Genomic DNA, 25,893 nt, shown 5'->3' with positions numbered 1-25,893 from the left:
TAAATAGCGAATTGACATGAAAATGAAAAACACTGTGATTCAGGCCTTGTCGCCCCCCTCTTAAAGCACTAACCTGCTAGTAGATTATCGTTATCTAGCCTTCAGGAGATGCATATGCCAGACGCCGCGAAAACCAGCGGACAGACCGAGCCCCGCAAGGTTAAATATCGCAAGACAAAGGCTCGCTGGCACCCTTCCATGCAGGCCATCCCGGTACCGGGTATCCGGCGGATGGTGAACCTGGCTGCCAATATGAAGGACGTGATTCACCTGTCCATCGGGCAGCCGGACCTGCCAACGCCCAAGCACATCATCGATGCCTACATTGATGCCCTCAACGCTGGCCAGACCGGATATACCATGGATGCCGGCTTGCCGGAGCTGTTGGTTGCCCTGCGGGATTACTACAGCAAGCGTTATGACCGCAAACTGACCCGGGATAATATCCTGATCACCAGTGGGGCCACAGAGGCCATGTACCTGGCGATTGCGGCGACCTCCGCACCAGGTCGTCAGTTCATCGTGACCGATCCATCATTTTTGCTCTATGCACCTTTGATCCGGATGAACGGCGGGGAAGTCAAATACGTGCCGACCCGGATTGAGGACAATCACCAGCTCGATCCTGATGAAGTTATCAAGGCCATGGGTGCGAGAACCTTTGCGGTAATCCTCAACTCCCCCAACAACCCCACTGGCGCCGTTTATCCACGAAGCACCATTGAGACCATTGTTGAAGAGTGCGCCTATCGCGGTATCCAGATTTACAGTGACGAAGTGTACGATCATCTGATTTTCGACGAAGACGAATACGCCAGTGTGCTGCGCTGTAGTGTCGACCTCGACAACATCATGTGTATCAGCAGCTTCTCAAAGACCTTCAGCATGGCAGGCTTGCGGGTCGGCTGGGTCATTTCCAGCCAGGCCACCATCAAGTCCCTGCGGCGCTTTCATATGTTTACCACGTCGGTGGCCAACACTCCCTCACAGTATGCGGGTGTTGCGGCGCTGACCGGTGATCAGCAATGCATTACCGACATGGTCAATATATACCGGGAGCGCAGGGACAAGATTGTCGAGCTGATTAATCGGACCCCTCATCTGACCGGCTATCAACCCGGTGGTGCATTTTTCTCGTTCCCCAACCTGCCGATGCATGTGGACGGTTCGGACCTTGCCCTGCGGATGCTTAAGGAGACCGGCGTGTGCGTGGTACCGGGGGATGCGTTTGGCGAGCATACCGCCAATGCCCTGCGATTCAGCTTCTCGGCGCCGTGCGAAACCATCGAGGAAGCGTTCGACAGAATCATCCCATGGATGGCAAAGCAGCAGTTTTGACGCCATGTCCGCCCTGGAATCCGCCACTATTCAATGCCCTTACTGCTGGGAGACGCTGGAAATCAGCGTCGACCCATCAGCGGAAGATCAGGAATATGTGGAGGATTGCCAAGTCTGTTGCCAGCCAATCCTGATTCACGCGGTGTTTGAAGAAGACCGGCACCTGAGAATCACCGCAACTGCCGAGAACGAATAAGCCCATACCCCGCCATTTTACTTGAGCAATACCCTCAACTCCTTGAAATGATCAATCACGAAGCGCGCTTCCGGGGCCAGCCGCCGGTTACGTTCTGTCCGGTACAGACACCCCGCCATGCCTGCCCGGCGTGCAGCGGTAAGGTCATCGATAAAATCCCCCACATACAGCATCCGCTCAACAGGCAAATCAAAATGCCGGGCTATCCTCAGCAAACCCTCAGGGCTCGGCTTGGGTGCACAGTCCTCCCGGGTCAGTATGCGCCCGACCGGAATATCCAGTGTTTTGCAGGTGGCCCGCACTGCGGCACGGCTATTGCGGGTAAGAATCGCCATCGGCACGCCAGCGTCATTTAATGCCTTCAGCAGGCTTTCCGCTCCAGGCATCCAGGTCGCCCGATCGGCGCCCGCCATCTCATGACGATGCAGCACCTCTTGGGCTTTTGCACGCTGGTGCTCATCCGTGAGGGTGGCCATATGCTCCAGCACACCAACAGTCGCTGGAAACCCGAGATCGCGCCGGATAGCCGTAAAATCCAGTCCAGAGTTGACCAGTGTTCCGTCCAGATCAAATGCCACCCCGCGAAAAGTACGGGCAAGTGCCTCTGTCAGTTTTTGCATGCCTGCTCCTGTACCGCCATTAATAAATACACACTTGCCCTAATCGGGCCGGTGTCTCAGGATACAGGTCTTTATACGGAGTTCCGATAATGACACGCCTTTTTATCCTGCCTTTGCTTGCCGTACTGTTCTTCAGTGGCTGCGCCTCATTGTCGCCTTATTCCATCAGCGAGGGTCAACTGGAAGGTCATTTACAAAATGCCATCAAGGATTTTGATCGTCAGCAAATGCAGGCCGGGTCCCCGTTAGGAGTTTCATTGAGCAATGCGGACATAACCCTCGGACCAGACGGTCGGGATGTAGCAGTATTGGACCTGACAGGTCAGGTTTCCCTGAATGCGTTAATGACCCGCATTCCGGTGGATATCATCCTCAAACTGGAAGGTGCTCCGGTATATGACAGCGAAGAGAAAGCCGTGTATTTACGGCGACTGCAGCTACTGGACAGCCGGATTGACTCCCCCTACTTCAAGGGTAATCTCAAACCTGTCACCGATACCGTGATGCGAGCAGTGGCGCAGATGCTGGAAACGGTGCCGGTCTATCGACTGGATGAAAATGACTTCGGTCAACGTATGCTGGGTATCGTGCCCATGGACATCCGGGTCGCCCCGGGCCGGCTGGAATTTATCACCGCCGAATAACGTCCCAGATACTGAAAAAAAGCCCGCGATCTGATCGATGGCGGGCTTTTTGGGGATTTTCAGGTGTTAATCCTGTCGCGCTGCTGCGCTCATTTCCTGCTGCAATGGCAGCAGATCGAACTCACGCTCCGGGTGATTCGGATCTACCAGCACGGTTGAAGACTTGTACACCCGCGGTGTGGAGTAAAGCAGTTTGATCGCTTTCCAGTGCGAGGGTGCCACGTAACGATCACCGTAATTCTGCTCAAGCCAGGCCCTGACGCGAGGCGTCTTGTTGGAGGCCATCTTGGGGAAGAAGTGATGCTCAATGTGGTGACTGAACCGATAATGCAAACGGTCAAGAACGGGCAACGTGCGCACGCTCATGGAGTTGTCCAACGGGTTATTGGTCGTTGTTTGGGGCCGCAAAAAGTGGTTGGTCAGAATGTAACCCTGACCCAGAGCATTGGCCACCATAAACGGGATCACGACGGTGAACAGCGCCAGCGGCCCGGAAATGACCGCCAGTGCCAGCCAGGCGGCAACACAGACCCCACTCTGAATGATGGCTTTGCGACGGTTCATGCCCCGGAACTGTTTACGGCGTTTTGCCTGGAACCACAGCACCAACTGGGCATGAAAGCTGAAGGAGTAAGTCAGGAACAGGTAGCTGTACCAGGTACGGGAGCCCGGCGCCAGCCTGGTGAACTTCTTCTGTTTCGGATCGATCTTGTAACGGCGTAGGGTTCCAAAACTGTCAGGGTCCGAATCTCCCATATTGGTGTGGCCGTGATGAACAACATTGTGCCACTTACGCCAGAACTCCGGTGGCACAATCATCGGACCAAACCCCAGCCAACCGAAGAAGTTCTGCCAGCGCTTGCTCATGCCCATGGAACCGTGCAGCACCTCGTGGGCCAGCAAGGCCTGGGAGCCAATGGTATGCCCCACCACCAAGCCGATAAGCACGTTGGCATACCAGGGCAACCCCGCCGTCAGAATGGTTGCTATACCGCCCCAGATCACCAGTTGCAACGGTAAAAACCAGATCACCCGCCAGGTTTGAGTCTGGAAGGTATCCGCTGGCAGCTCCTTGCGCATACGATCACGCAGCGCACGCTCGTCCGGCATCCCATAACGTTCAGGCCTTAAATTCTCGGGTTTAACAGCAGCATTCATCATTCACCTATAAACTTCAGCGTACATTTGTAAGCTGAATTTACAGAAACAGCGGTGACAGCACAATGGCATTTGGATTAATTTTTGATGAAGGTCAAAAAAGACATGCTGTACCCAAACCGATATGATCCGGTCACGCCCACTACCAAGCACCCGTTTTATGATCCTGGACGCCCAATACGTTATCGCAGCCACCCGACTCTGGTTGGAAAAAGCCGTTATCGGCCTGAACCTCTGCCCTTTTGCCAGAGCGCCCTACCTGAAAGGTCAGGTGCACTTTGAAGTCTCTGAAGCTCAGACACCGGAAGCGTTGCTGGAAGACCTCACTGCCGCCCTCACAGCCGTCCTGGCCAGTCCGCCACGGACTATTGAGACCACACTGCTGATACACCCACAGGTGTTAACGGATTTCGAGGACTTCAATGATTTCTTGCAGACCGCAAACCAGGTGGTCGAAATGCTCGACCTTGAGGGGACCCTGCAGATTGCCAGCTTTCACCCCCAGTACCGGTTTGCCGACACCCAGCCGGACGATCTGGAGAACTATACCAACCGCTCCCCCTACCCGACCTTGCACATACTTCGGGAAAGCAGCATAGAAAAGGCCGTCGACAGCATGGAAAATACCGACGCAATCTACGAAGCGAATATTGCAGCACTGGAGAAACTGGGAAAGGTCGGCTGGCAGAAGCTTTGGAACGCATCTACTGATGAATAGCAAAGTAAGCGGAGAGGTCTTTCCAAAACCGTACGGAGCCATGGATGGCGGAGCACGGACAGGCAAGACCAAAGGACGTTAACTACCTGACAAAGACGTATCGGAAGGATCAATTTCCATTTGCTGAATGGCAATCACGGCCTGAGTCCGATTGCGAACCCCAAGTTTTCGGAATACTGCAGTAATATGGGCTTTGATAGTGGCTTCCGACACATCCAGATCATAGGCGATCTGTTTGTTCAGCAGCCCTTCCGCCAGCATACCCAACACCCGGAACTGCTGGGGCGTGAGCGATGCCAGTTTCTCGGAGAAGTCAGTGGTATCACCCTGGAGGCGTTCGATGCGCTCCGCCACACCTTCTGGCAGCCAGACATCACCACCCAGCACATCCTGGATCGCCCGGGTGATGGTTGGCAGGGGCGCCGACTTCGGTATGAAGCCGGACGCCCCGTAATCGATGGAACGACGCATCACCTGCAATTCTTCGGAGCCTGACACCACCACCACGGGTAGCCCGGGGTACTGGCCGCGCATAAACACCAGCCCCGAGAAACCGTGGGCACCCGGCATGTTCAGATCCAGCAGAACCAGATCTGCGTCCGGGTGCGCATCAACCGCATCCTGCAATGCCTTGATGCTCTCGACTTCAACCGCCAGAGCATCCGGCACTGCCTGATTCACCGCTTGCCTCAATGCAGCACGAAACAGCGGATGATCGTCAGCGATGATAATGTGTTGGGCCATTCAACCGATTCCTTGCGATGTAAGCTTTGGTGACGTTATACGCTATTTATCACCGCGATGCTTGATGAGTTCGTCAACGACACCCGGATCGGCCAAAGTTGAGGTATCACCCAACTGATCGTGTTCGTTCGCTGCGATCTTACGCAGGATACGCCGCATGATTTTACCTGACCGGGTCTTCGGCAAGCCCGGCGCCCACTGGATGACATCTGGAGAAGCGATCGGCCCGATCTCTTTGCGAACCCACTGAATCAACTCCTTTTTGAGTTCATCGGTCGGCTCTGCGCCGAGCACCAGAGTAACGTAAACATAAATACCCTGACCTTTGATGTCATGGGGGAAGCCCACCACCGCCGCTTCTGCGACCTTACTGTGAGAGACCAGTGCGCTTTCGACTTCCGCAGTACCGAGGCGGTGGCCGGAAACGTTCAGCACGTCGTCCACCCGCCCGGTTATCCAGTAATAACCATCCTCATCCCGGCGCACGCCGTCACCGGTGAAATACATGCCCTTGTAGGCGCTGAAGTACGTCTGCTTGAAGCGCTCATGGTCTCCGTAGATGGTCCGCATCTGTCCGGGCCAGCTGTCGCGAATAACCAGGTTGCCTTCGCATGCACCTTCCAGGATATTGCCATCCGCATCGACGATGGCCGGCTGAATACCGAAAAATGGCAGGGTTGCCGAACCCGGCTTCAGATCAATTGCACCGGGCAGCGGGGAAATAAGAATGCCGCCGGTCTCGGTCTGCCACCAGGTGTCTACAATCGGGCATTTGCCATTACCGATGACCCGATGGTACCACTCCCAAGCTTCCGGATTAATGGGTTCACCCACCGAACCCAGCAGCCGCAGGCTGTCGCGGGTGGTGCCGTTCATGCAGGATTCACCTTCGGCCATCAGTGCGCGAATCGCGGTGGGTGCAGTATAGAGAATGTTGACCTTGTGCTTGTCTACCACCTGCCCCATCCGGGAGGTGTCCGGGTAATTCGGCACACCCTCGAACAGCACGGTTACCGCGCCGTTGGTTAAGGGTCCGTAGAGAATATAGCTGTGGCCGGTTACCCAACCAAAGTCTGCTGTGCACCAATACACATCGCCATCGTGATAATCGAAGATATATTCGTGGGTCATAGCGGTGTACAGCAAATACCCTCCGGTGGTGTGCAGCACGCCCTTGGGGGCACCCGTTGAACCGGATGTGTAAAGCATGAACAGAGGGTCTTCGGCGTTCATGGGCTCCACCGGACATTCGGCAGAAGCGGTTTTCATGACGTCCTCGTAACGCACGTCGCGGCTGGCATCCCAGGGCACATCACCGCCGGTACGGGTGACCACAACCACCGTGGTTACATCCGAAATCTTGCTGCTGGACAGCGCCACATCCACATTCTTTTTGAGCGGGATTTTGCGGCCGCCACGAAGACCTTCATCCGCAGTGACGACAAACTTCGACTTGCCGTTTTCGATCCGTGCACCCAGGGCTTCCGGCGAGAAGCCGCCGAACACCACCGAATGGATCGCACCGATGCGGGCACAGGCCAGCATGGCAACCGCCGTTTCAACAATCATTGGCATGTAAATGGTTACTACGTCGCCTTTTTTGACGCCGAGGGACTTCAGAACATTGGCGAACTTGCTGGTTTCAGCATGCAATTCGCGATAGGTAACATTACGGGAATCGGAGGGGTCGTCGCCTTCAAAAATAATAGCGGTCTGGTCACCACGTTTCTCAAGGTGGCGGTCCAGACAGTTGGCGGCCGCGTTCAAAGTGCCGTCTTCAAACCACTTGATCGACAGCTTATCGTAATCGAAAGTCGTATTTTTTACCTTGGAAAAAGGCTTGATCCAGTCCAGACGCTTGCCATGTTCACCCCAGAAGGTATCGGGATCAGCAACGGACTGACGGTACATTTCATCGTACTGTTCACGATTAATCAGGGTCTGTCTGGCAAATTCCGGCGTAACCGGATAAACCTGTTTGTTAGTCATTATATGCTCCCCAGTTTTATGAGTCTGTTGTCATTATCGGAATTATTTGAACAGAGCGACCTGCGCCGTAGGGCATTAGTAGGCTGATCCTCCTAGTTCAACACGCACAGTGCAGGTCTATGAATTAGACTAACGTCCTAATTACGAAGGCACTTCGCAGCAGAACGTTGCCTATTCCAAAAGTTTCTCATGACGCTTGTGTTGATTTTACAAGCATAGTTCGCTGCAGGAGAATTGCGCGGAAGCCGTCGGAAAGCTCAGATCTCTTTATTGCAGAAAGTGCCCGCCCGGGCGCATTGCTGCCCGGACGGCCAGGAAGCAGTATCCGCCAATCAGGCGGCCTTGCGTACTTTATTGGTTTTCAGGCGAGACAGCTTGCGCTCGCCGAGTGCATAACGGTTCAGGCCAGCCAAGTGGACCTTTCTGAGATAGGTTGCCCAGTCAATCTGGCGGGCATCGACCGGAAACAGGGTCTGATCCAGACTGCCCATCCGCTCGCACAGAGCCATTAGCCGGTCATTGTGAAAGATATAATCCGGTGCGGTGTAAAACCCGAAAATGGTCGCGAGAGAACGAGTGATATCGATATTGCGCAACAGCTTCAGTTCACGGTTCTGACTCATGAGTTTTAGCAGGCGATCGGCAATCGACAGCGGGATTCTTGCCCCCCCGATAACCGCATCAAACAGACGGCGGTTGACCGCAATGAAAGGCTTGGTCGGCTGGCGATAGAACAGATGGTTGTAGGCGGCATAATTTGACCGGGCCTCCTCCATCAGATGGTCAATAAACTCCCCCAGACTGATCGGGTTCGACGAGCCACTGCAGCACTGGTAAATCCGTTGACGCCCGGGCTCCAGAAAAGCTTCTGTGAGCGACAGAATGATACTGCTGGCGACCAGATCCACCGGTATCACATCGATGATGCCACTGCGCTTACCGGGGAACAAAGTGACTTTCTCCCGGGCGTAAGCGAGGATAATCGCGTCAGCCACCTTCACGCCTTCAATCCAGCCTGGCGCCGGCTCTGCCAGCGCGCTTTCGATAATCGAGGGCCTCAGAATAGTCAGGGACTGCCCCCGCAGCGCCTTCATTAATAGCTGCTCTCCCAGCCATTTGGTGAACGTGTAGGTGTCGCTCCAGCCATAGTGATTGGCTTCCCGAATACCTAGGTCCACCAGCTTCTTCTCAAGCTGCTTACCGGCATATCGGGAGCGCACATCGGCGATTTTGTCCTGCAGCAGCGAGGTCAATTCTTCAATCTCGAAAAATCCGTCCGGGCTGCGGGGAATCTCTGCACCGGCCGGGCTTACAACTGCCTCATAGGCCTGACCCGAATTCATACCGTTGACGTAACAGGTCGACACCTGAACCACCGGTAGGCCACCGCCTGAGTGGGCAAACGCTGCTATGTTATGAAGGCTCAGGGTGTTAATGGCCAGCGCCTTATCCAGCTCTTCCCGGAAATTAACGCTGGCGGCAGAGTTGATCACCGCGTCAACCTGACCGGCGAGGTGATCGAATTTCGATTGTGTTATACCAAAAAAAGGCTCAGTCACTTCACCGGTGACGCAATGCACTTTGGTATCAAGAAAATAGTCAAACCCGTCACTATCCTCAAGCTTCAATCGCTCAAACACGGACGAGCAAGCAATCTCGTTCATGAATCGCTCACGTGCGTTCGGGTGGCGTGCATTACCCCTGATCAACAGGTGAATGCCCCCGATATCCGGTACCGTTCTGATCAGTTTCTCCAGCACCACCTTTCCGAGAAAGCCGCTGGTTCCGGTAATGAGAACTTGCTTGCCGCGAAGCTGCTCCAACACTCTGGATGATGACTCAGCGGTACCGGGTAACTGTTTTGCCATGAGTGGAACTCCTTCTCTGAGTATGGTTTCAAATCCATGAATGCCCGGGCCATCAGTACCTCTTCGAAGGTGCATCCCTATTCGGGTGGTCCCCATCCCGATATTCCACGAGCAAAAGCCCGCCGGGACAGCTACTGAACATTCAATACTGGTATGGCCAAATAGCCGAACACCGTCGCGGACGTTACTGTATTTTTCTGTATTTTTTAGGTCTGCATTTACCGCGCCAATTATGTCGGCATGCAAATAAAATACGGGCAAATCCTCGCCTGTAACAGCGTTCAATAATCACACAGTATGAATGACAGCAAGGTGACATGCAGCAAGAATGAGCAACAAAAACGGGAGTTAATAATCGCAAAACTGCCTGGATTCAACCCTCAGCCTGGTTGTCCGATTTACCCGCCAACCCGCGCAGGAAGTGGTCCAGAGAGACACTGCCGGGCTGTTCTCGAAGGGCTTCCAGCAAGCGTTCCTGATCACCAAACATGACTTGATCGTAACGCGGTTCCCGGACAGCGCCCTGGGTCACTGGCTGGTCTGTTCCCGGTCCCGACCATCCAGGTGCGACCTGACTTGCCAGATGCCGGAGATGAGCGGCCAGATGAGTGCGCCGGGTCACGCTCAGAGTTTCCCAGTCAAGCGCAGCCAAACCGGCCTGGATAATCTCTATGGTGTCGTCATCCATGGTGCGCCCAAGAAGTGCAAAGCAAGCGGTGAATGCTTCATAACGCAGCATTGAGGGCACTGAAGGATCAGATAGAAGATCACCAAACTCGGCAATGGTTTGTCGGACTCTGGTGCCATGGTCAGTTTTTGGCGGCGGGGTTGATGACTCGATCATCGGTTTATTCTGCGCGGACTGGCGAACGGCCTGATACCAATACGCTGCGATTCCGGATTTTCGGGGCGGCAGTTGCTCCAACCGGACCTTGACCATATCCGCCAGCGAGCGAAACTGCCGGCAGGATGGGTCGGACTCGGCCATCAGAGCTACCGGACGCTGACTGATCACCGATTGGCGCAACGTTTCATCACGCCAGATGGCCCCCAGGTAATGGGGCCGCATACCCAGATGGCGTTGCAATGCCGCCGCAAACCGCTGAAACACAGACCGCGCCTGGCTGGCACCGTGAGCCATATTGACCAGCACACTCGGAGTACGTCGGTAGCCTCGCCTCTGCAACACCTTGATTAGCGAAAAGGCATCCGTCAGCGAAGTGGGGTCAGGCGTCACAACCACACAGGCCATGGCAGCCGACGCAATCATGTGAAGAACCACCGGCTGCAAGCCAGCAGCGGTGTCAATCAGGATGTAATCGTAGCGACGCTCCACCGCCGCCAGCCCCTTGAGAACGTCGAGACTGTCCGCAATGCCCATGTCCATGCAGCGCTGAACCCCTGAAGCACCCGGAATCACATGTAGTCCCAGCGGCGCTTCCATAATGGCTTCATCAAGGGTGCATTCCCGGCGTAGTACATGCTCCAGCGTATGTTTCGGATACTGGCCCAGCATGATGGCAATGTTGGCAAGGTCCATGTCGCCGTCAAGCAGCAGCACTCTCTGGCCTTCGCGTGCGAGGACGAGAGCAAGATTGATCGCTATCGAGGTTTTACCAACACCACCTTTGCCGCCGGTGACGGCAATAATCCGGGGCTGGGCTGCAACATGCGCTGAATCCTTCATCGACCTCTCTTGATACAGACGTCAAAACCATGGCCCGAGAAATAAAGCCGAACAATCCATTAGTTCAAGTGTACAGCGTACCTTCAGAGCAATATAGCCAGCGAAGCGACACTCCGGGCAAAATCATTACAGGACTGACATTATTTTTCGTGGCAAATTGAGGGGAATGGCGCAAAAATGCGATCACCAAATCGGATTTCCGTTGACCAAAACCTGATGTCCTGACCAGACTTTGGTCAGATTTTCAATAATGTATGTTTGATTTTTGGGATTTATTGTCTAAGCTCTTGGCTTAATAAAAAAATGAACAAAGTGTTAGATAATTTTGACCGGTAGGTCCATGCAGATATCGCCCGACACACAGTTGCCCAGCCTCCCCGAAGTCACTCTCAGGGTGCTGGAGGCGTGCCGAAAGGAAGGCAGTTACCGTCATATCAGCGACATTATCTGCTCGGACACCGCACTGACGGCGCGAGTGCTGGCTCTTGCCAATTCATCGCTTTACGGCCGACCGGGAGAAATTCGTTCGGTTGAGCAAGCACTTCTCCGGCTCGGCACTGAACATGTGCGCACTCTGGTGCTGACTGCCTCGCTCCGGCAGCTGATATTCGACCTCGGTGCCGATCAGTGGCAGCAACTCCGTGATTTCTGGCGCCACTCGCTCACCTCTGCCCTCACTGCAAAAACCCTGGCCACACTGACCCGTTACCCCTCTCCGGATGAAGCCTTCATGTTAGGCATGCTCCATAACATTGGCGAGCTCATTGCCCTGAAAATGGCGCCAAATGACCGTCAGCAGGAGTGCCTCACCCACCAGGCAGAGATCGCTGCACAGCTCGCCCAAGCCTGGGGGCTTGGACAGATGGCAGCAGATGCCATGCTTTTTCAACAGGCTCCGGCCTCGGAAATCCGTGATGCTTCTCATCTGGTCAAACTGGTTAACCTGTCGATCCGGCTGGCTCAATCCGATGCTGCCGGTATTGTTGCAGCAGGTACCATTTTTAATCTCAATGAAGATCTCACCCGGGAATTGTCGCTGCGCATAAACCATGAAGTCGCCTCCCTCGCGCAGTTATTGGGGGTTCCTCTGGAGCATGCCTATGACGGCCGCGAGGCAGGCCAGACACTGCGCAACACGATTATTCGCCAGGCCATGACCGACCAGGTTCTGAACCTCCCCGACAGTTCAGACCCCTCATCTGAAGTGCTCGCCAGTACCGTCAGCAACCTCGCGCTTCTGACCGGTTGCCCCTGCCTGTTTTTCAAGGCCAACAAGGACACTCTGACCCTGGTATCGGACAGCCAGGGCGAGCCCCCCGATATGGCAATTGCCGCAGCTCCGGCCAGCAGCGTATTAACCGAATGTTTCCGGTACCGAAAGGCTGTACTGCTGGCAGACCGCACCGTCAGCGTGCTTGATAAACAATTGATGGGACTGCTCAGGGTTTCCTCCCTGATGGCTGTTCCGATCCTGTCTGAACAAGACTGTCACGGTGTTTTTGTGGTTGGGGCCGATACCAGGAACATGGCGTCAATCCTGGAACTGGCCGGAATGTTCAGCGAGCGGTTGTCCCGACTGATTGTATCCAAAGAACTGAAAAATCGCGACGATGTGATAGCCGTGGATCTCGATCAGGTCCTTGCCCGAGACAATATACGGCGCCAGATACACGAGATCAGCAATCCGTTAACCATCATTCGCCAGTACATTTTTCAATTGCGTGGGCGACTTGAAAATGAGCAAGTCCGGGCAGAGCTTGATATTATCCGGGAAGAGCTAGAGCGGGCTTGCAACCTGTTGGTGCAGATGGGCGAGAATCCTGAACCCGACCATAATACCGACGAGCCGACCAACCTCAACCGGGAACTGAAAGTCCTGCACGAGTTGTTTCAGGACGGCCTGTTCAGGGACGGTGGTATTGATTGCACCTTGGTATTGAGCGATGAATCAACGGAGCTGGCCGCTGGCCGGGCGCCAGTGCGCCAGGTAATCCTTAACCTGGTCCGAAACGCGGTCGAGTGCATGCCGCAGGGGGGCAAGCTCAGACTCGCTACCGCCGCGCCCGTCTGGCAGCAGGGCCGGCAATGGATTGAAATGCTGATTGAAGATAGTGGCCCGGGTTTACCGGCAAAGATTCAAAGCAAGCTGTTCATGCCGGTACAATCCAGCAAGGGAGCAGGTCACAGCGGATTAGGGCTGAGCATTGTCAAACAACTCATTGATGACATGGAGGGCATCATTGGTTACCGCACGGGAGGTTCGGGCACCAGCTTCAGGGTCCTCCTGCCCGCAGCACCCCAATGCACCAAAGGTCAGATATAGATCATGGGCAACGCGCGATGACACGGGAACCGATTCACTCGCCAGTGACCGACACCACGTTGGCCAGGATACTCGTCGCCGATGATGATCCGAGGCTGCTCAAAAGTCTTGCCTCACTGCTGGAGCAGCAAGGCTACTGTGTCACCTCTGCGCTAGGAGGGAAAGACGCCTGTTCAAAGCTGAGCACACAGATATTTGACCTCGCCATGCTCGACCTGAAAATGCCGGAATTAGACGGCTTTGAGGTCATGGCCCATGCGGCGGCGGTCCAGCCCAAGTGCGGCGTTATCGTGGTAAGCGGTGAAAGTTCTTTCAGTGCGGTCAGTCGTGCGCTGCGAAGTGGTGCCCAAGACTACATCAAAAAACCCTTTGATCCGGATGAAATGCTTACCACGCTGGAAGCGGCATTGGGCAAACAGTCGCTGGTCAGGGCTCACGCTGATGTTCAACAACGACTTGAAAAGTCCGAGGCGCTGCACCGTTACATCGTCAACAGTTCTCCGGACATTGTCTTCATGCTTGATGGCAGGGGGCGCTTCTGTTTTATCAACAGCAAGATTGAATCCTTGCTGGGCTACGACAGCGAGGAGCTTGACGGCAAGCATTTCCGCCACATCCTCGATGAACATGACGTTGCTCGCGGCAGCTATGCCCTCCGGGATCCAAGCATTACCGCCGAAAATCCGAGGACCATCGAAGTGAGACTCAAAACCCGGGGCAGCCAGAAGGCCAACCGGTATTTCGAGATCACGGCCTTTCCGGTGGATAATGAAAGCTGGCCCCTTGCGGCCGATTTCAATGCCCGGACCCCTGGACGCAAAGCGCGGTTTTACGGCACGGCACGGGATGTGACCGAGCGCAAGGAAGCGGAAGCTTTCATCAATTTCCAGGCTTACCATGATTTGCTCACCCGGCTGCCCAACCGGGCACTGTTTACTGACCGATTGAACCTTGCCATCACCCAGGCGCGTCGCAACAAACAAAAGCTCGCAGTCATGTTCCTGGACCTGGACCGCTTCAAGGTCATTAACGATACCCTGGGCCACGCCATGGGGGATCTCCTGTTGCAAGCGGTCACCCAGCGCCTGGAGGGCTGCATCCGTAAGGGCGACACCCTGTCACGGTTTGGCGGTGACGAGTTCACACTGCTGCTGCCCGCAATTAACAACAATGACGATGCCCGGCGTATCGCCAAAAAACTGATCGATGCCATCAAGGCGCCCTTCCAATTAGGCGAGCACGAGGTCTTCGTCGGTGTCAGTATTGGTATCGCCATGTACCCGGAAGCTGGTACCTCGCTGGATCAGCTTATTCAGAACGCAGATATCGCCATGTACCACGTAAAGGCCCAGGGCAAGGACAGCTACCGCTTTTACAGCGAATCCATGAGCATCGATACTGCCAATCGCCTCAGCCTGGAGCGGGATCTGCGACAGGCTCTCGAGAACAATGAACTACGGGTTTATTACCAACCTCAGGTCTGCGCTAAAAATGGCCGCATTGTGGGCCTCGAAGCGTTGGTTCGCTGGCAGCACCCGGAACGGGGGCTGCTCTACCCCAGAGACTTTCTGCCACTGGCCGAAGAAACCAAACTGATTGTAGGTCTCAGTGAGCAGGTACTGGCCCAGGCTTGTCGGCAGGTCAACGAATGGATACTCGATGGCAACAAAGATTTGAGGCTGGCGGTGAACCTGTCGCCAGTCCAGGTGGAGCATCCGAGGTTTGTGGAGAACCTGGTCAGGCAGCTCAAAAATGAAGGGTTCCCGGCCGGCAATCTGGAAATCGAAATTACCGAAAATGTCATCATGAATGACCTGGAGCAAATCAGCCAGAAGCTCCGGGAGTTGGCCGATCTTGGTGTCCGGATTGCCATCGACGATTTCGGTACCGGCTACTCGTCCCTGAACTACCTTCACCATTTGCCCATCCACACCCTGAAAGTAGACCAATCTTTTGTCCGCGCCATTCGAAACGGGGAAGATGACGCCTGCATCGTCGACGCAATCGTAGCCATGGCCCATGGCCTGAAGTTGGACATTATCGCGGAAGGCGTGGAAACAGATGCGCAACTGGCGTACCTGAGAGGACTGGGCTGCCATCAGGTGCAGGGTTTCTTTTACGGCCCGGCCCAGCCCGCCGAGGCCATTGCCAGGATGCTGGATTGGCAGCAGCTAAAAGCAATGGTCTGACACGGACCGCATCAATGCGGCCCAACCGCTGTCATTGAACCGATGACTGCCAGATGGCCTCTGTCAGCACATACCGATTAAATATCTGCTCCAGCTCACCGGCTGCCGCCATCTCTTCAAGTCTTTTTGCAATAAACTGCTTGACTGTTGTCGGCCAGCGCCTATCCAAGTAGAGATGGATGGGATAATTCGGAATAATCGCGCTGGCATCAACCTCTCGAATGCAAGAGTGATCACCTTCCAGTTGTTTCCGTTGGTAGCGCAGCCGGGAAACCATTTCGATAAACCCGTCTACACTTCCAACTCGCACCAGTTCGAGCCCTGCTGTATAGCGGTCTACCGGAATCAAACGGACAAGGCCTTCCTCAACTGCTTCGTCAAGCCCCAGATAGTCGAAGTGGCGCAAGGTGACGATCGAAAGCCCCGCCAGATCATCCACAGAATCAATCTCGGATGGCACGTCCGGACTACAGGTCATCAGTACATGGCGGGTTTCAAAGAGCGGCACACCAACGCGCTCGCCCATTTCTCCAAATGAAGTCCAGACCGGGGAGCCAAAAGAAATCCAGTGGTGAACCTTGAGGTCCGCGATACTCTGCTGGACCCGGTTAACCGGCATAACATGATGCTTTACAGCGAAAGCAGGGCCTTCGAACACAGCCTCGACAATGTCAGAAATAATGCCGCCACGGCTGTGGCCTTCTTCGCTGACAATCTGGAATGGCTGGGTTTTTTCCTCAACTACGAGATAGTTGACAATGATGGGGGCCTCGCTGGAAAAGGCTTTACCCGCCAGCACTGAAATCGAAAGGGACACCGTCAGGATGATCCCGGGCAGGCCTTTATTCCACTTGCTCAAACCAAACCTCAACTGCCCGACTCGTAGTACCAAGCATACACGCTCACAACCAGACCAACACCTTCCTTTCCCGAAAAAAACCGCATTGGAAAACTCTTTTATATAGCCCGGCAACCAACATGTTTCCGACGTTTATACTATAAAGTATGCGGCAGCTGGCAACGTGCGGTGATGCGTAACTGTTGTTCATTTTTACCAAGCCATGCTCAAACTGACCCGGTTGCTAACGAATCTGTAGAGCCTTCAGTTTCTGGCCAGCTCGCCAGGGTTTGCCGGGCCGACAGGCCAACCCGTTCGAGGTAGCCCGCAATACCTGTCGGGATCTGACCAGTAAACCAGACTGTCTGTAGCCCAGCCCCCGAATGGGTATCGTTGCCCGAATCGAAGCCTCTTTGCGCCAGCAAGTGAGCTGTCTGCCGGGCGATTGCTTCACCGGAATCAATCCAGTGCCGAACTGTCGGGAGCAGCGCCTTCAAGGTATCAAGAATCAGCGGATAATGGGTACAGCCCAGCACTACCGTGTCCACACCGGCCAACCTGAAAGGCTCCAGTGCAGAACGAAGTCGTGATTCCGGCAATGGCACTCCGGCGACCCACGCTTCTATCCAGCGCACCAGATCGGGGTGTCCTACCCGCTCGATCACGCAATCCGCTGCGAAGTCGATGACCAATTGCTCGAGATAGACGCGCTTCACCGTTGCCGGCGTTGCCAGCAACCCGATTCGGCCATTGTCAGACAGCCTTGCTGCCGGCTTTATAGCCGGTACGACCCCGACCACGGGAATATCGATGACGGCCCTGAGGTGAGGCAGCACCACGGTACTGGCGGTATTACAGGCAATCACGATAACGTCCACCGGCTTGTGGAGACGCGCCTGGTGCACCAACGAAACGCAGCGGGCACTGACCAGTTCCTCCGGCTGATCACCATAAGGAAAACACGCATTGTCTGCCAGATAGCTCAGGTGGGCACCGGGAAGTTGGCGCCGTATACACCCCGCTACGCTCAGACCACCCACACCGGAGTCAAATATCAGTATTTCGGGTGCCCTCAACCGCCGGTCTCCTCTGCCCTGATCTCGTCTGCCTTGATCTCCTCTTCCATGGCCCGGATCAGCCGACCGGCGATGGTCGCATCCGGCGGCACTGGCGGCAGCTCACCGGGACGGAACCAGTCGGCGTGGACCAGCTCGTCCCGCTGTAACACCAGTTCGCCACCAACATAGTCTGCGAAGAACCCAAGCATTAACTGGTGAGGAAACGGCCACGGCTGAGACCGGCAGTAACGAATATTGGTAACCTGCAAGCCGGTCTCCTCCATAACTTCTCGTGCCACGGCTTGCTCGGCGCTTTCACCGGCCTCGACAAAACCGGCAATCAAGCTGTAAAAGTGCGTGTGCGCGCGAACCGACCGGGCCAACAGCATCTGTCCTTCCCGCCGGATAACCACAATGACGCAGGGCGCCACTCGGGCATACCAAGGGATATTGCAGCCGCCACACCAGCGTGCACGCTCGCTGGGATGATAGCCCGTAGGCTCCCCACAACGACCACAGAAGCGGTGATCACGCCACCACTGAGCCACCTGTGCGGCGGTACCAACCATGGCCGCAGTGGCTTCATCGGCCGTCAGGAAAACCTCCCTCAGGTGCACCGGTTCCAGCGCTGGCCGTTGTCCGGGCCCTGCCAGCTCGGCCACATAGACCGGACGGTCACCCAGACGCCCGACATAAACCGGCTCTGCCCCTTCTGCCAGATGGGCCTCGGTATCCGACCAAACGTGAAGCCAGCCTGTTTCCGAACGAAGCACAGAGCCTTCGCACATGGCAACAATGCCAGCATCCGGTTCCGGTGCCTCCCGAGACCAACCCGCGACCCACTCGATCATTTCCAGCATCCCGACTCATAGAATTGAACAGAATGTATCATATCCGCAATGGCGCCATAAGCGGTGCCAGACTGCTTTGCCCGCAGCCCGCGACCAAGTACACTTAGATTCAGGAGTTGTTCAGAGACTCCTTAGTGCCAGTCACGGTAACCGGAGTCATCCTATGCGTTTATTGCCGGGCCTCACTGGCCTGATCCTGACCTTGCTGCGTAAGCTTTTGTTTTTATGGGTTCGGACAGACGTCATAGGGGGCAGCCGGGAAGCATTGGAACTCGACCCCGACAAACCGGTTTGCTACGTGCTCCAGTACAGCTCCATGTCCAGCCGTCTGGTACTGGAGCAGGAAGTGGAACGGGCGGGGCTGCCGTCAGCCCGTGCGCCGTTGCCGATTCACAAGGGCACGGATCGGTCTTTTTTCTTTCTGTATCGCCGTACCGGCGGATTGTTCTCACGTCGGCAGACCCCCAAATTGACGCCAAGAATGCGGCAGATAGTTGAGCTCGGCGTCGAAGATCCCACCCTCGATATACAGATTGTCCCGGTCTCACTGTTCTGGGGGCGCTCCCCGGACAAGGCCAAATCCCTTGTAAAGCTGCTGCTCTCCGACACCTGGTCGGTGGCCGGACGTTTGCAGAAATTCCTGATTATTCTGGTTCACGGCCGGAATACCTACGTCCAGTTCAGCAAGCCGATTTCCCTCAGTGCCGTGGTGGACGAATACCGGGACAATAACGAGCAGGCCACCCGGAAACTGGCCCGCATCCTCAGAACCCATTTTCGCCGTGTCCGCCAGGCCGTGCTGGGTCCTGACCTGTCACACCGACGCACTCTGGTAGAGGGCCTGGTGCGAACGCCGGCGGTCCGGGACGCAATCCGGGAAACCGCCCGCCGGGACGACATTCCACCAGAGAAAGTCCGGCTGAAAGCCCGCAAATACGCCGATGAAATTGCAGCCAATATGTCCATTGTGACCATCCGCGTCATGGAGGGCTTGCTCAGCTGGCTGTGGAACCGTATCTACAACGGCATTGCGGTTAACAATATCGAAGTGGCACAAGATGTTGCACAGGATAATGCCGTTATCTATGTACCCTGCCACCGATCTCACATTGACTACCTGCTGCTGTCCTATGTGCTCTACAAAAATGGCCTGATGCCCCCCCACATTGCGGCCGGCATTAATCTGAACATGCCCATTGTCGGGCCGATACTGCGCCGGGGCGGTGCCTTTTTCATGCGCCGCAGTTTCAAGGACAACCCGCTCTACGCCACTGTGTTCAATGAGTACCTCCATGTCATGTTCTCCAAGGGTTACTCGGTTGAGTACTTTGTCGAGGGCGGCCGCAGTCGCACCGGCCGCATGCTTCAGCCCCGACCGGGCATGCTGGCCATGACTGTGCGCAGCTACCTGCGCGATCACCACAAGCCCATTGTGTTTGTGCCGGTATATATTGGCTACGAAAAGGTCATGGAAGGTCGTTCCTACCTAGGTGAACTGCGAGGTAAGAAGAAACAGAAAGAGAATATCTTTGCCCTGTTCAAGACAGTGAAAACCCTGCGCAATTCCTTCGGTCGGGTCGCGGTTAATTTTGGCAAGGCCATCCCGCTTTCAGATGTGCTGGATGAGACCCACCCCAGCTGGCGGCAGGAAGCCTACGATCACGAGTACCGTCCGGCATGGCTCAGCAAAACCGTGAAGTGTCTGTCAGCACGCGTCGCCTCGGGCATCAATGCCTCGGTAGCCGTCAATCCGATAGGGATGACAGCAACAGTGCTGCTCAGTACTGAGCGGCTGGCTATGGATGAAGTGCAGCTTAGCCGTCTGATGGATGAGTACGCAGGCCTGCTAAAGGCCCATCCTTACGCCGACACCATCACCCTGCCCGAGGGCGACGGCAAGAGCTGGATCGATTACTGCGAGTCCATGGGGCTGGTTAACCGGCAACCCCAGAAACTGGGTGACATTATTTCCCTTGAAGGCAATAACGCCATCCTGATGACTTACTACAGGAACAACATCCAGCATCTTTTTGCCCTGCCTTCACTGATTGCCTGTCTGTTCGAGAACAACACGTCGTTGACCCGTGAAAAGGTCGTATCCCTGTCCAGCATTGTATATCCCTACCTGCAGTCGGAGTTGTTCCTGCAATACCAACCTGACCAGGTTGGTGAGGTGATAGACCAGTGGATCGATGCGCTGGTTGACCACGGCATGCTGAGAGTAGACGAAGCCCTTATCTGCCGCCCGGAAGAAGGCACCGAACCGATGCTCCGGCTGAGGGCGTTGTCCCGCTGCATTATCCAGACCCTTGAGCGCTATCACATCGCGATCGCTGTGCTACGCAAATACGGCTCCGGCAAGATCAACGCTGCAGAACTGGAAGAACAAAGCACCCAGATGGCAGAGCGGATGTCGATCCTGTTCGGCCTCAATGCGCCCGAGTTTTTTGACAAGTCGCTGTTCCGGAACTTTATTGCCAACCTTCAGGAAAACGAAGTTGTCACCACCGATGAAGCTGGCCAACTGTGTTACAGCGAGGGTTTGGATGAGGTGGCGGAAGATGCCCGTCTGGTACTGAGCGTCGAGAAACGCCAGGCAATCCAGCAAGTGACCATGTTAGGCGTATAAACTTTCCAGGAGATCACTTACCCGCTGCGGAAACGGGAAACGCCTTGATGGGGTATATGTCGTACCGACTGCTTTTTCCTTCAATCCGGGTGGCGGGTTTTGGCCCCTCGATGGAGGGCGCCTTTCTCGGCCGTTTCACCACCACACGGTACCTGGCCCGGGTCAGCGCAGCGACCAGCAATCCGGGTGCATCCTCATCATCCCCGACGAGCTCCCGGAATACCCGCATCTCTTTTTTTACCAGTGCCGACTTGTCCCGGTGCGGGAACATCGGGTCCAGGTATATCACATCGGCCACGTCGCCTTCGCCATCGGTTAACCAATGAATACTGTCTTCACTTCTCAAGCGCATGCGCTCGATGACCGGAGCAGCAGCCTCATTCAGCCGCCCTCTGGCAAGACCGTCTGCCAGCAACGCATGAATCACCGGTGAGCGCTCCATCAACGTCATCTGACAGCCCAACCCCGCCAGCACAAACCCATCCTGACCCAGCCCAGCGGTGGCATCGAGCACATGCAGGGTCATCCGGGTTTTCTGCAGGCCGATGGCACGGGCAATGAGCTGTCCGGTGCCACCGCCGTGTTCCAGACGGTAGCCGGCCTTTCCGGACGTAAACTCGGCACGCACCGGCCCCGGGGCCTTCGGGCCCGTTACCTGCAATGAAAGTCCGGATTCATCTGCGAACAGAAGTACCCCAAAGTTGAACACATCACGGGGCTTGACGATGCCGAGAAATGGCAACTCCAGGGCCTCTGCCAGCTGCCGCACAGCGTTATGCTCCGCAAGTGGGCTGCAGCCAACGGCCAGAACTAAAGAATTTTGGCAGGACATCAAACAACAATATCGATACCGGCGAGCTCAACATCAACGTTCTCCCGGAAGCTGGCAACACCGGTAAATGCTGCCAGAGCCCGTGCGTTGGCCAACGGCACGTCATCAGCCCGGAAGCGCTCCAGACGAAGGTCCTCAGAAGCCTGACGGGCCTCGATCCGGCGTTCAATCGCAGCGGTATCAATGAGACTGGTCTGGCGACCGCCAACCTCTGCACGAGGTGCGGCCAAGTCTTCACGAATACCTTGCGGGGTACCGTTGAGGCCGCTAACGGCGGAATTACGGGCGATGTCAGACCGTTCCCGGAGCGCGGACGAGTCACTCCGTGAAGGATAAACACTGTTTGGATTAACGCCGGTAACCATGATATCAACCCGATACAATTCCAGATAACGTAAGCTTAGTATGGAACCAGCTGGCGCATTTTAAAAGACGTTTACCAGAGCAGAAACAATAACAGCACACCCAGCAACAATCGATAGATGACGTACGGCATCAAACCGAGCCGTTCCAGAAACTTAAGAAACAGATGAATACAGACCACTGCACTGATGAAGGATAACAATGCGCCGAGGCCAATTGAGGCCCAGTCGGCACCTGCCCCCTGCTCTATCAGTTCCAGAGTCTTCAGCAGACCGGCGGCAGTAATCAATGGTATCGACAGCAGGAATGAAAAACGTGCCGCGGATTCCCGATCAAAACCAAGAAAAAGCGCTGCAGTCATCGTTATTCCTGAACGCGAGGTGCCGGGAATCAGTGCCAGCGCCTGGGCGAGACCGATGATTACGGCGTCTTTCATGGCAAGCTGACCGAGCCCCCTTGCCCGACGCCCCGCTGCGTCAGACCACCATAACACCAGCCCGAATCCGATAGTCGACACTGCAATGACCAGACTGGAGCGCAGGTGGGCTTCAATCAAGTCATTGAATACAATTCCGGCAAGGCCAGCCGGAATGGTGGCGGCAATAATGGCCCAGGCCAGCCCACTGTCCTGTCCAACACGCCGGTTAAGCGTGTCACGGACCCAGGCGGACGACAGTTGCCCCACGTCCTTCCGGAAATACCAGACCACGGCTGCCAGGGTGCCTACATGCACGGCCACATCAAAGGCCAGGCCCTGGTCCGGCCAGCCCAGAACTTCCGAGGGCAGAATAAGGTGTGCTGAGCTGCTGATGGGCAAAAATTCAGTCAATCCCTGAATGATAGCCAACACAACGATGTGCCAAAGTTCCACGGCTTGAAATCCTGCAAGAAGGTTAGGGTTTGTTCAGCGGCCTGGCAGCTTTTTCCAGGTTATTTCGTCGCGAAGATACATCGGTCTTGCGGCGGCTGCAGGAACCTGCAGCCCCTGATGCCAAGCCTGTTCTGCTAGCCGGACCACATCGGCAGCGTGCGGCACCATCCCTGTGTCGAGTCGGATAATATGACTGGTCACCGCAGCCGGCATTCGCTCTCGTAATGCCCAGCCTGACCCCGCGCCACTCCAGGCATTCAGGCCAATCGGCAAGGATACATCCTCCGGCAGGCAAACCCGCTCTTTGTCGACCAGCGAAGGCAACCCGCCAGTATTGCCAAAACAACCCCAGTAGACCTCACCCATGCGGGCGTCAAACGCAACCGCAATGCCATCACCCTCGGGAATTTTCCCGGATTCAATCATTTGCACAGCTACCGCTGCAAGGGAGGAGATCGGAATCACGGGCACATCCAGCCCGTAGGCCAGGCCCTGAGCAACACCCGTGGCGATTCGAAGACCGGTAAAAGACCCCGGACCACAGGCAAAAGCCACAGCATCAAGGCCGGAAGGCACCAGTTCACACTCGGCCAACAGCTCTCTCACCATGGGCATCAGCAAACGGGTATGGCCCCGAGGTGCCAGGGCAAAGCGCGCATGCACGTTGCCCTGATGGAGCACTGCCGCTGAGCAGCCTTCCGCAGATGTATCAACTGCCAGCAAGTTCAATGCCGTACCCCGCAGGTTTACTGGAGTTTTTCGAGAATCTGACTGCGAATGTCGTCAAGAGAACCGACACCTTCCACGCGAATATACTTGGGCGCGGCAGTCGGGTCTTTTTTAAACCAGTCCTGATAGTAACCAATCAATGGCGCAGTCTGGGAATGATAGATTTCCAGCCGCTTGCGAATGGTTTCTTCCTGATCATCCGCACGCTGTATCAACGGTTCGCCAGTTTCGTCGTCTTTACCAGCCACCTTTGGGGGATCGTATTTCTCGTGATAAATCCGGCCACTGCCTTCGTGGACTCTACGACCGGAAAGCCGGTGAACGATCTCTTCATCTTCAACCGCTATCTCGACCACGTAATCGATCACGATACCCTGATCTTTCAGAGCTTCGGCCTGGGGAATCGTGCGGGGAAACCCGTCAAGCAGGAATCCGTTCTTGCAGTCTTCCTGTTTAACGCGCTCTTCGATCAGGGCGATGATTATTTCATCCGAGACCAGTCCGCCGGTCGCCATGACTTCCTTTACTTTCAAACCGAGTTCGGAGCCTGCCTTAACAGCTGCCCGCAACATATCCCCGGTAGAAATCTGCGGGATGTCGAAGCGCTCGGTAATAAACTGGGCTTGGGTGCCCTTACCTGCGCCAGGTGCGCCTAGCATAATTATTCTCATAGTTGTTCTGCTCCCGATTAACGAATAAATCTGTTGGGAAGACGTAACTGACGTTACGGTCCATCACGTCACCCTTAATTTTTATGATGGCGCATTATACGAAGTCGGGCCGGCAAGAGAAAGTCGACCTCGGTCGCAGGTCCTCCCGCCCAACGTCGGTGATCAGGTCGCCAACGACCGGGCGAGCGCATCAAGATCCGGGGAAACCGCTGACACCGCCGACCTGAAGCTCTCCAGATCACTTTCTATCAGGCCAAGACGCCGAGCCAGCTCGAGCGGATTGTCGGGATTAAACTCATCACCGATACCGTTCTCTTTCAACAAACCGTTGGCCAGCTGCACCATCAGTACGTATTGCTCATGCTCACCATGGTAATCCGGGCGCTGGTGAACCCCTGCGGATTTAACCACTGCATCCGGTAACTGCCAGAGTTTGTGAAGGATCCCTCCAATTGCCCCGTGCCCGATGGCCAGAAGCTCCTGACCATTGCCACCGCCAAATACCTGCTGCTCCAGGGATTGCATGCTGTGGTCCGGATTTGCCTCCCGAAGACAGTTGAGTTGTTCGAACTCTGACGGCAACAAATGACCGATAAGCAACAGGCCAAAGTTATGGAGTAAACCACAAAGGTAGGCCAGACCTTTGTCAGCATGGACTCTTGGCGCCATCTGCTGGCACAGAAAGGCGCAATAAAGCGAGTGGCGCCAGAACTCATCCATTCCCAGCATGCCCTTGCGGGGAACATCAAAAGCGCGCACTGAGGCAATCCCGAGAGCAATGTGAGCGACCCGATCAAATCCGAGCACACGGGTCACAGCATCCTGCACCGAATCGATCTGTCCGGGGTAGTTAAACAAGGCGGAACGGGCGTACCTCATGATCTGGGCGGTCAGACTGGGATCGAACTCAATCAGAACCGACAGCTCCCGGGCGGTGGCTTCGTTGCTGGACGTTAACCTCAGTATCCGCAGTGCCAATGCGGGCATCGGCGGCAACCGGTAAAGTTTCTGCAATTGCAGGGCCACTTCCTCCAGCGTAATCCTGTCGCGGCTGCCGCCACCATCTCCCCCGCGTATAACAATGCGGCCAGCCCGGGCACCCGTCAGAGCGGAACGCAAAGCTTTCCCGTTCATGACAATCATGGCGTTGTCAGCGCCACAGGCCATGGCTGTGCTCGCCAGCTCGAACACTGACTCGTCAACAATAACCGGAATATTGTAGGCCGCGCCTATCGGGGGATGAAATCCGGGCCGACAGTCGCCAAACATTCGCTCTGTCTGCCTGGGGGTAAGAGGCTGAAGCCGACGCCCGGCCAGGGCGTTGAGTGCATCAGTGTCGAGCGCACTGTCATAGGAATGAACTGCCATCAGCACACCCTCGAGGTCGATCAACAGCGTTGCCTTCAGCACTCTGCTCTGAGGCTGACCACAAGCCAGAACGACTGCATCGAATGTGGGCTGCGGATTCAGGGCCAGAAGCTGACAGACTACACCCTTTCCATTCAGGTACTGTTCAAGTCGTGCAGCCAGGGCCACGCGGCTCTCCTTGTGTAAAAGATGGTTTACAACGAACTCAG

General features: G+C 55.6%; 22 protein-coding genes. 7 read left to right on the top strand and 15 right to left on the bottom strand.

Features of this window, described 5'->3' with window-relative positions; translation table 11 throughout:
* The first annotated feature begins 114 nt into the window (after positions 1 to 114).
* Entirely contained in the window at positions 115 to 1,338 is a 1,224-nt protein-coding gene (locus F6Y09_RS06945) for a pyridoxal phosphate-dependent aminotransferase (protein WP_152206204.1), read from the top strand.
* 4 nt (positions 1,339 to 1,342) lie between these two features.
* Positions 1,343 to 1,534 (top strand): CPXCG motif-containing cysteine-rich protein, encoded by a 192-nt coding sequence (locus tag F6Y09_RS06940; RefSeq protein ID WP_152206203.1) that lies wholly within the window; start codon positions 1,343 to 1,345, stop codon positions 1,532 to 1,534.
* Between the two features lie 17 nt (positions 1,535 to 1,551).
* Here the strand turns inward: F6Y09_RS06940 and F6Y09_RS06935 are convergent, their stop codons facing one another.
* Positions 1,552 to 2,154 (bottom strand): HAD family hydrolase, encoded by a 603-nt coding sequence (locus tag F6Y09_RS06935; RefSeq protein WP_152206202.1) that lies wholly within the window; start codon positions 2,152 to 2,154, stop codon positions 1,552 to 1,554.
* Positions 2,155 to 2,243: 89 nt separating this feature from the next.
* On the opposite strand from F6Y09_RS06935, the gene F6Y09_RS06930 reads away from it, so the two are divergent.
* The gene (locus F6Y09_RS06930; protein WP_152206201.1) at positions 2,244 to 2,798 is read left to right on the top strand and encodes a YceB family lipoprotein; all 555 of its coding nucleotides are present in this window, start codon (positions 2,244 to 2,246) and stop codon (positions 2,796 to 2,798) included.
* Positions 2,799 to 2,864: 66 nt separating this feature from the next.
* Here F6Y09_RS06930 and F6Y09_RS06925 read toward each other — a convergent pair whose 3' ends face one another.
* On the bottom strand, positions 2,865 to 3,959 hold the full coding sequence (locus F6Y09_RS06925) for a fatty acid desaturase family protein (RefSeq protein ID WP_246180376.1): 1,095 nt from the start codon (positions 3,957 to 3,959) through the stop codon (positions 2,865 to 2,867).
* Positions 3,960 to 4,116: 157 nt separating this feature from the next.
* Between F6Y09_RS06925 and F6Y09_RS06920 the strand changes: the two genes are divergently transcribed.
* Positions 4,117 to 4,674: a DUF1415 domain-containing protein gene (locus F6Y09_RS06920; protein WP_179959362.1), complete on the top strand. Its 558-nt coding sequence runs from the start codon at positions 4,117 to 4,119 to the stop codon at positions 4,672 to 4,674.
* 78 nt (positions 4,675 to 4,752) lie between these two features.
* On the opposite strand, the gene F6Y09_RS06915 is transcribed toward F6Y09_RS06920, so the two are convergent.
* The 4 genes from F6Y09_RS06915 to F6Y09_RS06900 form a co-directional block, all read right to left on the bottom strand.
* On the bottom strand, positions 4,753 to 5,418 hold the full coding sequence (locus F6Y09_RS06915; RefSeq protein WP_152206198.1) for a response regulator transcription factor: 666 nt from the start codon (positions 5,416 to 5,418) through the stop codon (positions 4,753 to 4,755).
* A 42-nt stretch (positions 5,419 to 5,460) separates the two neighbouring features.
* The gene (gene acs / locus F6Y09_RS06910; RefSeq protein ID WP_152206197.1) at positions 5,461 to 7,407 is read right to left on the bottom strand and encodes an acetate--CoA ligase; all 1,947 of its coding nucleotides are present in this window, start codon (positions 7,405 to 7,407) and stop codon (positions 5,461 to 5,463) included.
* A 332-nt stretch (positions 7,408 to 7,739) separates the two neighbouring features.
* Positions 7,740 to 9,275, bottom strand: coding sequence for a fatty acyl-CoA reductase (locus F6Y09_RS06905; protein ID WP_152206196.1), 1,536 nt, complete (start codon positions 9,273 to 9,275; stop codon positions 7,740 to 7,742).
* A 373-nt stretch (positions 9,276 to 9,648) separates the two neighbouring features.
* Positions 9,649 to 10,962: a MinD/ParA family ATP-binding protein gene (locus tag F6Y09_RS06900; protein WP_152206195.1), complete on the bottom strand. Its 1,314-nt coding sequence runs from the start codon at positions 10,960 to 10,962 to the stop codon at positions 9,649 to 9,651.
* Between the two features lie 340 nt (positions 10,963 to 11,302).
* Here F6Y09_RS06900 and F6Y09_RS06895 point away from each other — a divergent pair, with 340 nt between their 5' ends.
* Positions 11,303 to 13,285 (top strand): HDOD domain-containing protein, encoded by a 1,983-nt coding sequence (locus F6Y09_RS06895; protein ID WP_152206194.1) that lies wholly within the window; start codon positions 11,303 to 11,305, stop codon positions 13,283 to 13,285.
* 17 nt (positions 13,286 to 13,302) lie between these two features.
* Positions 13,303 to 15,474 (top strand): EAL domain-containing protein, encoded by a 2,172-nt coding sequence (locus F6Y09_RS06890; protein ID WP_152206193.1) that lies wholly within the window; start codon positions 13,303 to 13,305, stop codon positions 15,472 to 15,474.
* A 31-nt stretch (positions 15,475 to 15,505) separates the two neighbouring features.
* Here the strand turns inward: F6Y09_RS06890 and F6Y09_RS06885 are convergent, their stop codons facing one another.
* The 3 genes from F6Y09_RS06885 to nudC all read right to left on the bottom strand — a co-directional run bounded on the left by F6Y09_RS06885 (position 15,506) and on the right by nudC (position 18,230).
* On the bottom strand, positions 15,506 to 16,333 hold the full coding sequence (locus tag F6Y09_RS06885) for a substrate-binding periplasmic protein (protein ID WP_152206192.1): 828 nt from the start codon (positions 16,331 to 16,333) through the stop codon (positions 15,506 to 15,508).
* A 206-nt stretch (positions 16,334 to 16,539) separates the two neighbouring features.
* Positions 16,540 to 17,388 (bottom strand): glutamate racemase, encoded by an 849-nt coding sequence (gene murI / locus F6Y09_RS06880; RefSeq protein ID WP_246180374.1) that lies wholly within the window; start codon positions 17,386 to 17,388, stop codon positions 16,540 to 16,542.
* Entirely contained in the window at positions 17,385 to 18,230 is an 846-nt protein-coding gene (gene nudC, locus F6Y09_RS06875; RefSeq protein ID WP_425481816.1) for an NAD(+) diphosphatase, read from the bottom strand. The genes murI and nudC overlap by 4 nt, the downstream gene beginning before the upstream one ends.
* Positions 18,231 to 18,384: 154 nt before the next feature.
* Here nudC and plsB point away from each other — a divergent pair, with 154 nt between their 5' ends.
* Positions 18,385 to 20,850, top strand: a complete 2,466-nt coding sequence (gene plsB / locus F6Y09_RS06870; protein WP_152206191.1) for a glycerol-3-phosphate 1-O-acyltransferase PlsB — start codon at positions 18,385 to 18,387, stop codon at positions 20,848 to 20,850.
* A gap of 13 nt (positions 20,851 to 20,863) precedes the next feature.
* On the opposite strand, the gene F6Y09_RS06865 is transcribed toward plsB, so the two are convergent.
* The 6 genes from F6Y09_RS06865 to F6Y09_RS06840 form a co-directional block, all read right to left on the bottom strand.
* Positions 20,864 to 21,682, bottom strand: a complete 819-nt coding sequence (locus tag F6Y09_RS06865) for a class I SAM-dependent methyltransferase (protein WP_152206190.1) — start codon at positions 21,680 to 21,682, stop codon at positions 20,864 to 20,866.
* Positions 21,682 to 22,047: a UDP pyrophosphate phosphatase gene (locus F6Y09_RS06860; RefSeq protein WP_152206189.1), complete on the bottom strand. Its 366-nt coding sequence runs from the start codon at positions 22,045 to 22,047 to the stop codon at positions 21,682 to 21,684. The genes F6Y09_RS06865 and F6Y09_RS06860 overlap by 1 nt, the downstream gene beginning before the upstream one ends.
* A 71-nt stretch (positions 22,048 to 22,118) precedes the next feature.
* On the bottom strand, positions 22,119 to 22,916 hold the full coding sequence (locus F6Y09_RS06855; RefSeq protein ID WP_152206188.1) for an undecaprenyl-diphosphate phosphatase: 798 nt from the start codon (positions 22,914 to 22,916) through the stop codon (positions 22,119 to 22,121).
* A 33-nt stretch (positions 22,917 to 22,949) separates the two neighbouring features.
* A complete protein-coding gene (gene tsaB, locus F6Y09_RS06850; protein WP_152206187.1) occupies positions 22,950 to 23,645 on the bottom strand; it encodes a tRNA (adenosine(37)-N6)-threonylcarbamoyltransferase complex dimerization subunit type 1 TsaB in 696 nt (231 codons plus the stop codon).
* Positions 23,646 to 23,662: 17 nt separating this feature from the next.
* On the bottom strand, positions 23,663 to 24,316 hold the full coding sequence (gene adk / locus F6Y09_RS06845; protein ID WP_152206186.1) for an adenylate kinase: 654 nt from the start codon (positions 24,314 to 24,316) through the stop codon (positions 23,663 to 23,665).
* 162 nt (positions 24,317 to 24,478) lie between these two features.
* Positions 24,479 to 25,852, bottom strand: a complete 1,374-nt coding sequence (locus F6Y09_RS06840; protein WP_152206185.1) for an HDOD domain-containing protein — start codon at positions 25,850 to 25,852, stop codon at positions 24,479 to 24,481.
* Between the last annotated feature and the right edge of the window lie 41 nt (positions 25,853 to 25,893).

It is taken from the genome of Marinobacter changyiensis, from assembly GCF_009193265.1.
Classification (GTDB): domain Bacteria; phylum Pseudomonadota; class Gammaproteobacteria; order Pseudomonadales; family Oleiphilaceae; genus Marinobacter; species Marinobacter changyiensis.
This window is presented reverse-complemented; position numbering and strand designations above follow the sequence as displayed.

Bases quoted from the DNA above. Each gene is read 5' to 3' on its own strand.
- F6Y09_RS06945 (WP_152206204.1), top strand. From the start codon at position 115: ATGCCAGACGCCGCGAAAACCAGCGGACAGACCGAGCCCCGCAAGGTT.
- F6Y09_RS06940 (WP_152206203.1), top strand. From the start codon at position 1,343: ATGTCCGCCCTGGAATCCGCCACTATTCAATGCCCTTACTGCTGGGAG.
- F6Y09_RS06935 (WP_152206202.1), bottom strand. From the start codon at position 2,154: ATGCAAAAACTGACAGAGGCACTTGCCCGTACTTTTCGCGGGGTGGCA.
- F6Y09_RS06930 (WP_152206201.1), top strand. From the start codon at position 2,244: ATGACACGCCTTTTTATCCTGCCTTTGCTTGCCGTACTGTTCTTCAGT.
- F6Y09_RS06925 (WP_246180376.1), bottom strand. From the start codon at position 3,959: ATGATGAATGCTGCTGTTAAACCCGAGAATTTAAGGCCTGAACGTTAT.
- F6Y09_RS06920 (WP_179959362.1), top strand. From the start codon at position 4,117: ATGATCCTGGACGCCCAATACGTTATCGCAGCCACCCGACTCTGGTTG.
- F6Y09_RS06915 (WP_152206198.1), bottom strand. From the start codon at position 5,418: ATGGCCCAACACATTATCATCGCTGACGATCATCCGCTGTTTCGTGCT.
- acs (WP_152206197.1), bottom strand. From the start codon at position 7,407: ATGACTAACAAACAGGTTTATCCGGTTACGCCGGAATTTGCCAGACAG.
- F6Y09_RS06905 (WP_152206196.1), bottom strand. From the start codon at position 9,275: ATGGCAAAACAGTTACCCGGTACCGCTGAGTCATCATCCAGAGTGTTG.
- F6Y09_RS06900 (WP_152206195.1), bottom strand. From the start codon at position 10,962: ATGAAGGATTCAGCGCATGTTGCAGCCCAGCCCCGGATTATTGCCGTC.
- F6Y09_RS06895 (WP_152206194.1), top strand. From the start codon at position 11,303: ATGCAGATATCGCCCGACACACAGTTGCCCAGCCTCCCCGAAGTCACT.
- F6Y09_RS06890 (WP_152206193.1), top strand. From the start codon at position 13,303: ATGACACGGGAACCGATTCACTCGCCAGTGACCGACACCACGTTGGCC.
- nudC (WP_425481816.1), bottom strand. From the start codon at position 18,230: ATGCTGGAAATGATCGAGTGGGTCGCGGGTTGGTCTCGGGAGGCACCG.
- plsB (WP_152206191.1), top strand. From the start codon at position 18,385: ATGCGTTTATTGCCGGGCCTCACTGGCCTGATCCTGACCTTGCTGCGT.
- F6Y09_RS06865 (WP_152206190.1), bottom strand. From the start codon at position 21,682: ATGTCCTGCCAAAATTCTTTAGTTCTGGCCGTTGGCTGCAGCCCACTT.
- F6Y09_RS06860 (WP_152206189.1), bottom strand. From the start codon at position 22,047: ATGGTTACCGGCGTTAATCCAAACAGTGTTTATCCTTCACGGAGTGAC.
- adk (WP_152206186.1), bottom strand. From the start codon at position 24,316: ATGAGAATAATTATGCTAGGCGCACCTGGCGCAGGTAAGGGCACCCAA.